Raw genomic sequence first — 13,118 nt, forward strand, 5'->3', positions numbered from 1 at the left:
TGCTTGATCGAACGCCGTTCGACCTTCGCCGATCTTGCTGAACATTGCCCTGTGCCGTGGTTCACAGCGGATACAGCCGAATCAGGCAAATTTGGGGACGGACAAGCAAAGCCATCCGGCACGCTGCTTGATTCGCTCAGGGGCCGGCATATGTCGACCCCACCCTGTAACCCCGCATGCCGTGGCGACGAACACGAGGTTGCGGACACAAGAGACGAGATCGATTATGAGCAACATCCTGACATCGGACCTGTTCCGTAACTTCCTCGGTGGATTTGCGATCGGCGCGATTGCGCTGTTCGCGCTTCAGCCGCGCGACGCCGACGCGTTGCCGCAAGGCGCGCCGATGACGATCGAAGCACCTCTGGAAAGCCCTGCCGCCTGATGACATACCGCACCCGCACCTTGTCCGCACTCGCCGCCCTTGGCCTTATGGGCGTTGCTGCGTTCACGTTTGACAGCGGGGCGGCTGCTTTTGCGGCGGAGGAAGCCAAGATCATCCCCGCGCCCAAGCTCAAGGCCGTGGAAACCGGAAAGCAAAGCGTCGCGATCTTCGCTGGCGGCTGCTTCTGGGGCGTCGAGGGCGTGTTCAGCCATATCAAGGGCGTCAAGAGCGCGGTATCCGGCTATCATGGCGATGCCAAGGGCACCGCGACCTATGACAAGGTTTCCGGCGGCGCCACCCGCCACGCGGAATCGGTCCGTGTGGTCTATGATCCCGCGCAGGTCAGCTATGGCCAGCTGTTGCAGGTGTATTTCTCGGTGGTGGCCGATCCCACCTTGCTCAACCGCCAGGGCCCCGACACGGGCCGCCACTACCGCACTGCGCTTATCCCTGTCGACAAGAGCCAGGCGCAGGTTGCCCGCGCCTATATCGTCGAACTCGAAAAATCGGGTGCCTGGAACAAACGCATCGTCACCGCCGTCGAGCCGTACAAGGGCTTTTATCCGGCCGAGACCTATCATCAGGACTTCATGTTCAAGAATCCCGACCACCCGTATATCCAGCGCTGGGATGCGGTGAAGGTGGCCAACCTCAAGCGTGTCTTTCCGGCACTCTATTCGGCAAAACCGGTGCGGGGTTGACCGGTTGGAGGCATTGGCACCATTGCAACCGGCGGCGGCGGCGCGTAGATATGGGCCATGTTGACCGTTCAGAACAAGGGCCATGGCCACAAGGAGCATGCCGGGGCCGATCTTGCCCTGGCTGCGCGCAACTCGCTCGAAGCGGCAGGCGAACAGTGGACCGAGATGCGCGAGTCGATTTTCACCGCATTGGCGGAAATCGAGAAGCCTGCATCGGCCTATGACATCGCTGATTCCGTCAGCAAGGCGCGCGGCAAGCGCGTCGCGCCCAACAGCGTCTACCGGATCCTCGACCTGTTCGTGCGCACCAATCTTGCGCGGCGGGTGGAGAGCATCAACGCCTATATCGCCAATTCGCATCCCGGCTGCCTGCACGATTGCATCTTCCTGGTGTGTGATTCCTGCGGTTCCGCCACGCATATCGACGACGATGGCCTTTCGCGCAGCGTCCGCAAGACCGCGGAGGCCGCAGGCTATGTCGATATCCGGCCGGTAATCGAGGTTCGCGGTCGCTGCGCGACCTGCGATTGAACTCCGCATTTGCGGAACTGTCCAAAAAACTTTACACTCACCGCACCAGTCTATGTCGGTCAATCGACAGAGCCCCGGAGTTGGGCTAGGACCGGTGGTTGAAAGGGAACTCAATGACCACTTTGCCCGCAACGCCACTGCTCGATACCGTCAAGGTGCCGGCCGATATGCGCAAGCTCAAGCCCGCGCAGCTGCGCCAGCTGGCAGACGAATTGCGGCAGGAAGTCATTTCGGCGGTTTCGGTGACCGGAGGGCATTTGGGCGCGGGCCTGGGCGTGGTCGAGCTGACCACCGCGATCCATTATGTGTTCGACACCCCCAATGATCGGCTGATCTGGGACGTCGGCCACCAGTGCTATCCGCACAAGATCCTGACTGGCAGGCGCGACCGTATCCGTACGTTGCGCGCCGGTGGCGGGCTTTCGGGCTTCACCAAGCGCTCGGAGAGCGAATATGATCCGTTCGGCGCGGCGCACAGCTCGACCTCGATCTCGGCGGCATTGGGCTTTGCCACCGCCAACCAGATGACCGGTGCGCCGGGCAAGGCGATTGCGGTGATCGGCGATGGCGCGATGAGCGCAGGCATGGCCTATGAGGCGATGAACAACGCCGAGCGCGCGGGCAACCGGCTGGTCGTCATCCTCAACGACAACGATATGTCGATCGCGCCGCCGGTGGGCGGGCTTTCGGGCTATCTGGCGCGGATCGTCTCGAGCCGCGAGTTCCTCGGCGTGCGCGAGGCGCTGAAGCGGCTGGCGCGCAAGCTGCCCAAGAGCCTGCACACCGCAGCGCGCAAGACCGATGAATATGCGCGCGGAATGGCGATGGGCGGCACTTTGTTCGAGGAACTGGGCTTCTATTATGTCGGCCCGATCGACGGGCATGATATGGACCAGCTCGTCGCCGTGCTAGAGAACGTGCGCGATGCTGCCGAAGGTCCGTGCCTAATCCATGTCGTGACGCAGAAGGGCAAGGGCTATGCGCCTGCCGAAGCTGCTGCCGACAAATATCACGGCGTCGCCAAGTTCGATGTCGTCACCGGCAAGCAGGACAAGGCCGCTGCCGGCCCGCCCGCTTACCAGAACGTGTTCGGCGAGACGCTCGCCAAGCTGGCCGAGACCGATCCCAAGATATGCGCGATTACCGCCGCGATGCCGTCGGGCACCGGGGTCGACAAGTTCGCCAAGGCGCACCCTGATCGCAGCTTCGATGTCGGCATTGCCGAGCAGCACGCGGTGACGTTCGCCGCTGGTCTTGCCGCGCAGGGCATGCGCCCGTTCTGCGCGATCTATTCGACCTTCCTTCAGCGCGCCTATGACCAGGTCGTGCACGATGTCGCGATCCAGAACCTGCCTGTGCGCTTCGCGATCGACCGTGCCGGGCTCGTTGGCGCCGATGGTTCCACCCATGCCGGTTCGTTCGACGTCACGTACCTTGCGACCCTGCCCAACATGGTGGTGATGGCCGCGGCCGACGAGGCCGAATTGGTCCACATGACATATACCGCAGCCTGCCACGACAGCGGGCCAATCGCGTTCCGTTACCCGCGCGGCAACGGCATCGGCATCCCGCTGCCTGAGGTTCCCGAGCGGCTCGAGATCGGCAAGGGCCGGATCGTGCGCGAGGGCAAGAAGGTCGCGATTCTCTCGCTCGGCACGCGCTTGGCCGAAGCGCGCAAGGCCGCCGATCTGCTCGATGCCAAGGGACTGTCGACCACGGTCGCCGACCTGCGTTTCGCCAAGCCGCTCGACGAGGAACTGATCCGCAAGCTGCTGGCGACGCATGAAGTTTGCGTTACGGTGGAAGAAGGCGCGATCGGCGGACTGGGCGCGCACGTGCTGACGATGGCGTCGGATGCGGGCCTGATCGACGCAGGCCTCAAGCTGCGCACGATGCGGCTACCCGACGTGTTCCAGGATCAGGAAAAGCCCGAGGTGCAATATGCCGAGGCCGGGCTCGATGCCGCCGGGATCGTAGAGACCGTGCTCAAGGCATTGCGCCACAACAGCGCCGGGGTCACCGTCGTCGGAGACGGCGCGCGGGCGTGATTACTCGCGCCGGTTAAATTTCACTGAGCACCCGCTTTACCGTCTGGGGTTCGCGCGCGATCATCGCGAGCAAAATCCGCGCAGAGCGCTCGGGCTGGCGTCGATTTTGTTCCCAATCCCGCAAGGCAGAGACACTAAAGCCATACGTGCGTGCGAAATCGGCTTGTGTCATGTTTCCAGCCAGACGGATCGATTTAACATCGATAGTCTCGGGCACATGGACGACAAAACCCTCGCGTTTGCCCTGTTTCCAGTCCGCGACATCGCGAAGACCTTCGACCAGCCCGTTGAAATCATCGCTATCCATTACGTCATCGCTCACCGCGGATCTCCTTGGCCAGTTGCCGAAGTTGCGCAACCTGGGCGTCGCTAAGGTTCGCCTGTTTCGATTTGGCAATCACCCATAGCAAGAACACCGGTTCGTCGGCGTGCATGAAATAGGTCAGCACGCGATATCCGCCGGATTTTCCCGTGCCACGTCTTGGCACGCGGATCTTGCGAATACCGCCGCCCCCGGCAATCACGTCTCCAGCCGCCGGATTAGCCGCGACCAGACCGACGGCCACACTCCGCTCCTCAGCGGTCATGCCGACCTTGTCAGCCGACCGGAGAAATGTGGGCGTTTCGACCACCACGTGCATAATGACCCATATACGGCAATGCCGTATATGGGTCAATGTACTTCAGATGTTGTCGGCAATCGCCGTACTTATTGCGGGATGGTCGCCTTGGCGTCCTGTCCGTCGCCTTCGGGTGCGGCGACGATGTCGCGGGTGGTGGCGCCCTTGTCGGTGGTCTGCGTGCCGGGATCGCCGACCTGCGAGCGGATGGCGGTTGCAGGCGTGCCGGCGCGATTGAGCGCCGCGCCTTCGACTCCAGGCGCTGCCTGCGGGCCGCCGAACAGAGCGTCGAGCGCCTGCTGGCTGGTGGGCACCGACTGCGGACGCGCGGCACCGGGGCTGGGCGGGGTCAGCGCGAAATCGGGCGGGATCACCAGAGGTGCCTGGCGTGACACGGCGAACTCGTCGGGCCGGTCGCGGTTGAGGATGCCGCCGCCCGATCCGCAGGCAGACAGCGTCGATGCAGCGACCGAAACACCGGCGATCAGCGCGAATGTGCGCGCAGGTTTAGACATCTTCATTCTCCGTCTTGGCGGCAGGGGTCATAGCGCTATGCCCGCCAGCCTGAACCCCGGATGTAGGGGCATCAGATTTCGCGGACTTGTCGCCGATTATCAGAACGCGGGCAAGCAATAACAGCACGCCGATGGTGATCGCGGCGTCGGCGATATTGAAGATCATGAACGGCCGGAATGCGCCGAAATGCAGGTCGGCATAATCGACCACATAGCCCAGCCGCGCGCGATCGATGATGTTGCCGAGCGCGCCGCCCAGGATCATTCCCAGCGCGATGATGTCGCCGCGCGCGCGCTCTTTCCACATCCACAGCAGCACGACCGTGGCGATCAGCCCGGTCAGCGCGACCAGCAGCCAGCGCGCGGTATCGGTCTCGGCGGTGAGGAAGCCCATCGAGACGCCGCGGTTTTCCGCCCAGGTCAGGTTGAAGAACGAGGTGATCTCGATCTGCAACCGGCTCTTGAGCGCGAGCGGCCCTGCGACGATGAACTTGGCGAGCTGGTCGGTGACGAGTATGGCGAGGGCGAGCGCGATGCCTTCGGTGCGATAGCGGGAGAGGGTCATGCGGCGATCCTCTCAGCCAGAATGCCGTCACCCTGAACTTGTTTCAGGGCCCATCCGGCACCACAAGCCGTTACCAGATCAGCACCAGGACGCGCCATGGGTGCTGAAACAAGTTCAGCATGACGGGGAGGCAAGGTGTTTACGCTCACGCCAGCATCTCCGTGCAACGGTCGCACAGAGTGCCGTCCTCGGTCACCTCGGGGAGATGACGCCAGCAGCGGCCGCATTTGTGGTCATCGGTAGGCTGAACGGTGACGATGCCGAGGCCACCGGTCGAAGGGTCGGTTACATCCAGTGAAACGTCGGCGACAATGCAAATTTCCGACATATTTACCGAACTGAGGAGTGAAAGGTCGTCACTAGATCCGACATCGATTTGGACCAACGCTTCGAGCGAAGACCTGATCGTTTTTTCTCTCCGGTATGGTTCAATGCGCTCCGAAACTGCCGAGCGGAATTTTCGAATTTGCTCCCACTTCGCCACAAACTCCGGTTCCCCGCGAAGGCGGGGACCCATCTCCTGAGCATCGATCTGGGCGGCACCGTCCGGTGATGGGCCCCTGCCTTCGCAGGGGACCGACATTGCGCCGCTCAGCAACGCGCCAAAATCCGGCCACTCGAGCAGATGCACGCTGCCCGCATCGGGATAGCGCGTCGTCCACACCTCTTCCGCCGTGAACACTAGCACCGGCGCGGCGTAGCGGACCAAAGCCTCGAACAGCACGTTGAGCACCGTCCGGTACGCGCGGCGCTTGTCGGTGCCGTGCGGGTGCGCGGGGCCGATGTCGCAGTAGAGGCAGTCCTTGCGGATATCGAAGAAGAACGCCGACAGATCGTTGTTGGCGAAATCCGCGAGCGCGCGGACATAGGTGTTGTAGTCGAAATCCTCCACCGCCTGGCGCAGCTTCGCGTCCAGTTCGGCGAGCAGATGCAGCACATAACGCTCGAGCTCCGGCATGGCCTCGACCGCTACGCCCTCGGCCTTCTCGTCATACCCGGCAAGCGCGCCGAGCAGATAGCGGAAGGTGTTGCGCAGCTTGCGGTACTGGTCCGAGACCCCGGCGAGGATTTCCTTGCCGATGCGGTGATCCTCGGTGAAATCGACCGACAGCGCCCACAGCCGCAGGATGTCCGCACCCGAATCCTTGATCAGGGTCAGCGGATCGATGGTGTTGCCCAGCGACTTGGACATCTTCATGCCCTTGGCGTCCATGGTGAAGCCGTGGGTCAGCACCGCCTTGTACGGCGCATGCCCGCGCGTGCCGCAGCTTTCCATCAGCGACGACTGGAACCAGCCGCGATGCTGGTCCGATCCTTCGAGATACAGGTCCGCCCACGGGCCGACATGGCCCTCGGGGCGCGTCAGATCAGGCCATTTGCCGCTTTCGAGCACGAAGGCATGGGTGCAGCCGCTGTCGAACCAGACGTCGAGAATGTCGGTGACGCGCTCGTAATCGGCGATGTCGTAATCGGGGCCGAGCAGGGCAGGGGCGGCAGCGTCGTTCCACGCATCGACACCGGCCTCGCGCATCGCCGCGACGATGCGGGCGTTGACCGCGGGGTCTTTGAGATACTGGCCGGTCTTGCGGTTGACGAACAACGTGATCGGCACGCCCCAGGCGCGCTGGCGGCTGATCACCCAGTCCGGGCGGCCTTCGACCATCGATCGGATGCGGTTCTCGCCCTTGGCAGGCACCCAGCGGGTTTCGGAGATCGCGGTCATCGCGGTCTCGCGCAGCGTCGCGCCTTCAGGCATCCCCTCTCCCTGTGGGAGAGGGGCAAGCTGCGCAGCAGCGCGGGGTGAGGGTGAGAGGACGCTGGCGTCACCCTCACCCTTCCGCGGCTGCGCCGCTCCCTCCCTCTCCCGGGGGGAGAGGGATTTATCCATCGGGATGAACCATTGCGGGGTGCAGCGATAGATCACGCGCGCCTTGGAGCGCCACGAGTGCGGATAGCTGTGCTGGAACGCGGCTGCCGAGAGCAGTGCGCCGACGGCGCGCAGGTCTTCGCAGATCGGGCCATCAGGTGCATTGAACTTAGGGTTGATCACCGACATCTGCCGCTCGTCCGCGCCGCCGAGCCACGCCCAGTCATCGCGATAGCGCCCGTCGCCCTCGACCGCGAACACCGGCTCGATGCCATGCGCCTTGCACAGATCGAAATCGTCCTCGCCATGGTCGGGCGACATATGGACGAGGCCGGTGCCCGCATCGGTGGTGACGAAATCGCCGGGGAGGAAGGGGCGGGGGCGGTCGAAGAATTCCGCCGCACGGGCGAGCGCGGCCTTTGCTGCCGCCATCTCCTCTTCCGTTCCCCGGCGAACGCCGGGGTCCAGGGTTGGGTTCGTGTCCTCCGCTCCTGGACTCCGGCTTTCGCCGGAGAACAGCTTGCCCGACATCGGGTGGCGGGCAGTGGCACCGGCGAGGTCGGAGCCCTTGACGGTTTGCACGACTTCAATCGAAAATGTCGGGTTGCCATTGTCAAACGCAGAGAAGTCCACGTCAGCGAGGCCCGCATTCAAGCGCCTATTGAACTCTTGTAGAAGCGCTGAGGCTATTAAAAAGCGCGGCCCTTCACGGAACCATGGAAGTGCCGTTGCAGCCACAGCCATTGCCTGACCAGCTGGCCCATCAAGTTCTTGCCCATCGTCCTGAACGGCAAACCAGCAATCGATCAGAGAATACTCAACCTCAGGCCCATAAGCCAAAGCCTGGTTCACCGGGATCGTCCAAGGCGTGGTCGTCCAGATCACCGCATAAGCACCGACAAGCTCAGGCGCATTCGGCGCATCGACGATCTCGAACGCCACATCGATCTGCGTGCTCGTGACATCCGCGTACTCGACCTCGGCCTCGGCCAGCGCGGTCTTTTCGACCGGCGACCACATCACCGGCTTCGCGCCGCGATAGAGCTGGCCGGTTTCGGCGAACTTCATCAGCTCCTGCACGATGGTCGCTTCGGCGGCGAAGTCCATCGTCAGATACGGATTGTCCCAATCGCCGTTGATGCCAAGGCGCTTCAACTGCTCGCGCTGGGTATTCACCCAATGCTGCGCATAGGCGCGGCATTCGGCGCGGAAGAGGACGGGGTCGACCTCGTCCTTGTTGAGCTTCTTCTTGCGATACTGCTCCTCGATCTTCCACTCGATCGGCAGGCCATGGCAATCCCAGCCGGGAACGTACGGCGCGTCCTTGCCGAGCAGCGACTGGGTGCGGCAGACCATGTCTTTCAGGATATGGTTGAGCGCATGCCCGATGTGCATGTCGCCGTTGGCGTAGGGCGGACCATCGTGCAGAATGAATTTCTCGCGGCCCTTGCGGGCGTCGCGCAGCTGGCGATAGAGGTCCGCCTCCTGCCAGCGCGCCAGAATCGCCGGTTCCTTCTGGGCGAGGCCAGCCTTCATCGGGAAGTCGGTGGCGGGCAAAAAGACGGTGTCTTTATAGTCCGCGGCGGGGCTTGCAGTTGGCTCGGTCATAGTGGCTGGCGCTTAAGGGGCGCGGGGCTTTCAGGCAAGCAATTCCCGCGCGCGCACGCAGTCTGCCTCGATCTGCGCGGTCAGTTCCTCCATCGAGCCAAACTTCGCCTCGGGGCGGATGAAGTGGCGCAACGCGACCTCGATCGTCTGGCCATACAGGTCTTCGTTGAAATCGAAGAAGTGCGGCTCGAGCAATTCCTTGGGCGGATCGAACTGCGGGCGGATGCCCAGATTCGCCGCGCCTTTCAGCACGCGGCCATCGGCAAGATGCCCGGTGACCGCGTACACCCCGTATTTGGGCCGCAGATAGCTGCCCATGTCGATGTTCGCAGTGGGATAGCCCAGCAGCCGTCCGTTCTTGTCGCCATGCTGGACAACGCCCTGCACCGCGAACGGCCGGGTCATCAGCCGCTCGGCCTCGTCGGGCTTGCCTTCGATCAGGCATTGGCGGATCCGGCTCGAGGAGATCACTGTGTCATCGGTCGATACCGGGCCGACCGCCTCGCTGCGCAGACCGAGCAGCGCGCCCAGATCGCGCAGGACCTCGATATTGCCGCCGCGGCCCTTGCCGAAGGTGAAGTCCTCGCCGGTGACCACGCCCTTGGCACTGAAGCGCGTCACCAGCAGATCGCCGACGAAATTGCCCGCGGTGGTGTTGGCGAGCTTCTCGTCGAACGCGAACACCAGCATCGCGTCTACGCCGGCCTCGGCAAACAGCCGCTGGCGCTGGTCGAGACTGGTCAGGCGGAACGGCGCGACATCGGGCTTGAAATAGCGCACCGGGTGCGGGTCGAAAGTGGCGACGATCGCCGGGCGATGCTCTTGCCTGGCCCAGGCGATCGCGCGGCCCACGACGGCTTGATGGCCGGCGTGAAACCCGTCGAAATTGCCCAGCGCGATGATGCCCCCGCGCAACCGTTCTGGCAGCCGATCGCCGCCTTCCACCCTCAACATGCGCGCCCTATAGGGCTTTACGGGGCAGGGGTTCAATGCCCTGTTTGATGATGCGCAGCGCGTTGCCGCCCATGACGGCGCGAATCTCCGCCTCGGTGAAGCCGATATCGATCAACGCCTGCGTCACCTGGATGATCTGGCTGGCGTCGAACCGGGTGGTCACCGCGCCATCGAAGTCGCTGCCGAGCGCTACGTGCTCGATGCCGACGATGTCGCGGACATGCTTGATCGATTGCGCGATCTTGACCGGATCGGTCGAACACAACGCGCCGTCCCAATAGCCGATGCCGATGATGCCGCCGGTTGCGGCAACCCCGCGTATCTCGGTGTCGGAAAGGTTGCGGTTGACCCCGCACACCGCCTGCACGCCGCCATGGCTCGAGACGACGGGGCGCCGCGCCATTGCCAGGATATCGGCCACCGCAGGATGGCTCGAATGCGCGATGTCGACGATGATGCCCTTGGCTTCCATCGCGCGGATCATCCTGCGGCCAAAGGGAGTGAGCCCGCCCTTGCGTTCCCCATGCATCGATCCGGCGAGGTCATTGTCGAAGAAATGCACCAGCCCCGCCATCCGCATCCCGACGCTGTAAAGCCGGTCGAGGTTCTCCGCCTTGCCCTCGAGATTCTGCAGCCCTTCGACCGAATAGAGCGCGCCGGTGACCTCTTCGCCAGCGGCGCGCGCGGCGAGCAGCGTGTCGATATCGGCTGCACGGCGGACGAGCGTCAGGCGACCGTCGGAGGCCTTGGCGGCGGCTTCGAGCCTTTGCCCGTGCCACATCGATCGTTCGTGGACCGAAAACCAGGTGCGGAAGGGTTGCAACTGCGCCATCGCCAGCAGCGTGATATTGTCAGTGTCAGCCGAATTGCTGTCGTAATTCTGGCCGCGCGGGGTCTTGGAGACCGAGGAAAACACCTGCAGCGCGACATTGCCCGTCTCGAGCCGGGGCAGATCGATATGCCCGCGCGTTGCCCTATCGAGCAAGCTGCGCTTCCACAGCAGCGTATCGCCGTGCAGGTCGGCGATCTGCAGCGTCTCGTGCAGTCTGGCCGCATCGGCGCGGACTGCAGGCAGCGGCTCGTCGGTGACGACGTTGGTCTGCGCCTCGAACTGCCCCGGCAGCACGGTGACCACGAAGATAAGCCCCGCGATGACGACCAGCAGCAGCCCCTGAAGGATCTTGCGGATCACGCGCCGGTCACCGGCGGACCAATGTGACGAAGCTGAACGCTGGCCGGTCGCGATGATCGGGGTCGGTGGGGTGGTCGGTGCGCGTGGTTTCCTGCCATACGCCGGCATCGAACGATGGCATCACGGTATCGCCAGCCGGCTCGGCATGCACCTCGGTCAGCTCGATCCGGTCGGCGCGCGGCAGGAACAGCGCGAAAATCTCCGCCCCGCCGATCACCGCGACATGCGGTGCATTGGCCGCAGCGATCGCCTCGTCGACGCTGCGCACGACCTCTGCGCCTTCGTCCGACCATTCCTTGTTGCGCGTCAGCACGATGTGGCGGCGCCCCGGCAGCAGGCCGGGCAGGCTGTCAAAAGTCTTGCGGCCCATGATCATCGGCTTGTTCTGGGTCAGCGCCTTGAAGTGGCGCAGGTCCATCGGCAGGTGCCAGGGCAGGGTGCCATTCGCGCCGATGACGCCGTTGCGCGCGCGCGCCAGCACCAGAAAGATATCGGGATGGTTCATGCTTGCCCTCCCGGAGGCGTCAGCGAAATGCGGGTGACATGGCCCATCTTGCGGCCGGGGGCTGCGCGGTGCTTGCCGTACAGATGCAGATGATTGGCAGGATCGGCCAGCAATTCGGGCCAGCCATGCGCATCCTCACCGATCAGGTTGCGCATCTGCGCGCTATGACACGCCAGCGCGGTCTCGCCGAGCGGCAATCCGCAGATCGCGCGGATGTGGTTCTCGAACTGGCTGGTGAATGCGCCTTCGATCGTCCAGTGGCCGCTGTTGTGGACCCGCGGCGCCATTTCGTTGAACACCGGGCCTTCAGCAGTCGCGAAGAATTCCAGCGTCAGCACGCCGATGTAATCGAGCGCCTCTGCCACCTTGGCGGCAAGCGCGCGCGCGGCGGGGACCTGCGCCTGGATCGCGGCGTTGGCGGGGACGGTGGACACGTCCAATATGCCGGCAACATGCGCGTTTTGCGCGCTGTCCCAGAAGCGGATGTCGCCATCGGTGCCGCGCGCCAGGATCACCGAGAACTCGGCGTCGAACTGGACGAACCCCTCGATGATCGCGGGCACGCCGCCGGCCTCGTGCCAGCGCGCGACCGCATCGTCGCCGGGCATGACCCGCGCCTGGCCCTTGCCGTCATAGCCCATGCGGTTGGACTTGATGATCGCAGGCGTGCCCGCAACAGCCATCGCAGTTTCGACATCGTCCGCAGTTTCGGCAAACCCATAAGGCGCCGCGCGGCCACCCAGATCGGTGACGAAGCGCTTCTCGTCGATCCGGCTCTGCGCGATCTCCAGTGCGCGCGGGCTCGGGCGGAGCGGCACCTTGCTCGCGATCGCGGCGAGCGGTGCGACCGGCACATTCTCGAATTCGTAGGTCACGACGTCGCAGGCATCGGCAAACGCAGCCAGGGCTTTGGCGTCGGAATATTCGGCTACGGTACAGTCTGCTGATACTTCCGCGCCTGGGCTCGTCGCTTCGGGCGCCAGGATATGGCAGCGATATCCGAGTTGTGCCGCCGCCATGCTGAGCATCCGGCCCAACTGGCCGCCGCCCATGATGCCTATCGTACTGCCGGGGGGTATGACGCTGTTCATACCGGGCGTTCGCCCACCGATTCGCTCTGCGCGGCGCGCCAGGCGTCGAGCCTCTCGGCGAGCGCGGGGTCTGATGTCGCCAGGATCGACGCCGCCAAGAGGCCCGCGTTCTTTGCCCCTGCAGGACCGATCGCCAGCGTCGCCACGGGGATGCCGCCGGGCATCTGGACGATGGAGAGCAGGCTGTCGAGGCCGCTCAGCGCCTTGCTGGACACCGGAACGCCCAGCACCGGAAGCCGGGTCATGCTGGCGACCATGCCGGGAAGATGCGCCGCACCACCTGCGCCTGCGATGATCACCTTGAACCCTGAATCGACCGCGCCCTTGGCGAACGCGATCAGCCGATCGGGCGTGCGGTGCGCAGAAACGATCCGGCAATCATGGGCCACGCCCAGATCGTCAAGAACCGCAGCGGCACCCGACATCGTCTCCCAATCCGACTGGCTGCCCATGATGATCGCAACCGGCGCCGGGTCGGGCTTTTGGGATGGCTCGGCCACGCTTTTTTCTCCGCATGATTGCTGGTTGTGCCAGCG

14 protein-coding genes are annotated in these 13,118 nt (G+C 64.0%); 4 read left to right on the forward strand and 10 right to left on the reverse strand.

Annotated features, from left to right (window positions below; translation table 11 throughout):
- Positions 1–226 precede the first annotated feature (226 nt).
- The 4 genes from ACK4R0_RS15100 (at position 227) to dxs (ending at position 3,665) form a co-directional block, all read left to right on the forward strand.
- Positions 227–385: a hypothetical protein gene (locus ACK4R0_RS15100; protein WP_409675766.1), complete on the forward strand. Its 159-nt coding sequence runs from the start codon at positions 227–229 to the stop codon at positions 383–385.
- The gene (msrA, locus tag ACK4R0_RS15105) at positions 385–1,086 is read left to right on the forward strand and encodes a peptide-methionine (S)-S-oxide reductase MsrA (protein ID WP_409675769.1); all 702 of its coding nucleotides are present in this window, start codon (positions 385–387) and stop codon (positions 1,084–1,086) included. Before ACK4R0_RS15100 ends, msrA begins: the two co-directional genes overlap by 1 nt.
- Positions 1,087–1,143: 57 nt before the next feature.
- Entirely contained in the window at positions 1,144–1,617 is a 474-nt protein-coding gene (locus ACK4R0_RS15110; protein ID WP_409675772.1) for a Fur family transcriptional regulator, read from the forward strand.
- A gap of 113 nt (positions 1,618–1,730) precedes the next feature.
- The gene (gene dxs, locus ACK4R0_RS15115; protein WP_409675775.1) at positions 1,731–3,665 is read left to right on the forward strand and encodes a 1-deoxy-D-xylulose-5-phosphate synthase; all 1,935 of its coding nucleotides are present in this window, start codon (positions 1,731–1,733) and stop codon (positions 3,663–3,665) included.
- Between the two features lie 13 nt (positions 3,666–3,678).
- Here the strand turns inward: dxs and ACK4R0_RS15120 are convergent, their stop codons facing one another.
- The 10 genes from ACK4R0_RS15120 to purE form a co-directional block, all read right to left on the reverse strand.
- Positions 3,679–3,987 (reverse strand): helix-turn-helix domain-containing protein, encoded by a 309-nt coding sequence (locus ACK4R0_RS15120; RefSeq protein ID WP_409675778.1) that lies wholly within the window; start codon positions 3,985–3,987, stop codon positions 3,679–3,681.
- A complete protein-coding gene (locus ACK4R0_RS15125; protein WP_409675781.1) occupies positions 3,977–4,306 on the reverse strand; it encodes a type II toxin-antitoxin system RelE/ParE family toxin in 330 nt (109 codons plus the stop codon). Before ACK4R0_RS15125 ends, ACK4R0_RS15120 begins: the two co-directional genes overlap by 11 nt.
- Before the next feature lie 68 nt (positions 4,307–4,374).
- The gene (locus tag ACK4R0_RS15130) at positions 4,375–4,800 is read right to left on the reverse strand and encodes a DUF3035 domain-containing protein (protein ID WP_409675785.1); all 426 of its coding nucleotides are present in this window, start codon (positions 4,798–4,800) and stop codon (positions 4,375–4,377) included.
- A complete protein-coding gene (gene lspA, locus ACK4R0_RS15135) occupies positions 4,793–5,365 on the reverse strand; it encodes a signal peptidase II (RefSeq protein ID WP_409675788.1) in 573 nt (190 codons plus the stop codon). Before lspA ends, ACK4R0_RS15130 begins: the two co-directional genes overlap by 8 nt.
- Positions 5,366–5,510: 145 nt before the next feature.
- Complete coding sequence (locus tag ACK4R0_RS15140) at positions 5,511–8,840, reverse strand: isoleucine--tRNA ligase (protein ID WP_409675791.1); 3,330 nt, start codon at positions 8,838–8,840, stop codon at positions 5,511–5,513.
- Positions 8,841–8,870: 30 nt separating this feature from the next.
- A complete protein-coding gene (locus tag ACK4R0_RS15145; RefSeq protein ID WP_409675794.1) occupies positions 8,871–9,794 on the reverse strand; it encodes a bifunctional riboflavin kinase/FAD synthetase in 924 nt (307 codons plus the stop codon).
- Between the two features lie 7 nt (positions 9,795–9,801).
- A complete protein-coding gene (locus ACK4R0_RS15150) occupies positions 9,802–10,986 on the reverse strand; it encodes a dipeptidase (protein WP_409675797.1) in 1,185 nt (394 codons plus the stop codon).
- A 7-nt stretch (positions 10,987–10,993) separates the two neighbouring features.
- Entirely contained in the window at positions 10,994–11,491 is a 498-nt protein-coding gene (locus tag ACK4R0_RS15155) for a dihydrofolate reductase (RefSeq protein WP_409675800.1), read from the reverse strand.
- Positions 11,488–12,582, reverse strand: coding sequence for a 5-(carboxyamino)imidazole ribonucleotide synthase (locus ACK4R0_RS15160; protein WP_409675803.1), 1,095 nt, complete (start codon positions 12,580–12,582; stop codon positions 11,488–11,490). The genes ACK4R0_RS15155 and ACK4R0_RS15160 overlap by 4 nt, the downstream gene beginning before the upstream one ends.
- Positions 12,579–13,034 carry a 5-(carboxyamino)imidazole ribonucleotide mutase gene (gene purE, locus ACK4R0_RS15165; protein ID WP_409675911.1) on the reverse strand — a complete coding sequence of 152 codons (456 nt, stop codon included), beginning with the start codon at positions 13,032–13,034 and terminating at the stop codon, positions 12,579–12,581. Before purE ends, ACK4R0_RS15160 begins: the two co-directional genes overlap by 4 nt.
- Between the last annotated feature and the right edge of the window lie 84 nt (positions 13,035–13,118).

The sequence above is a fragment of the Blastomonas sp. genome (assembly GCF_046294995.1).
In the GTDB taxonomy this organism is placed as follows: Bacteria; Pseudomonadota; Alphaproteobacteria; order Sphingomonadales; family Sphingomonadaceae; genus Blastomonas.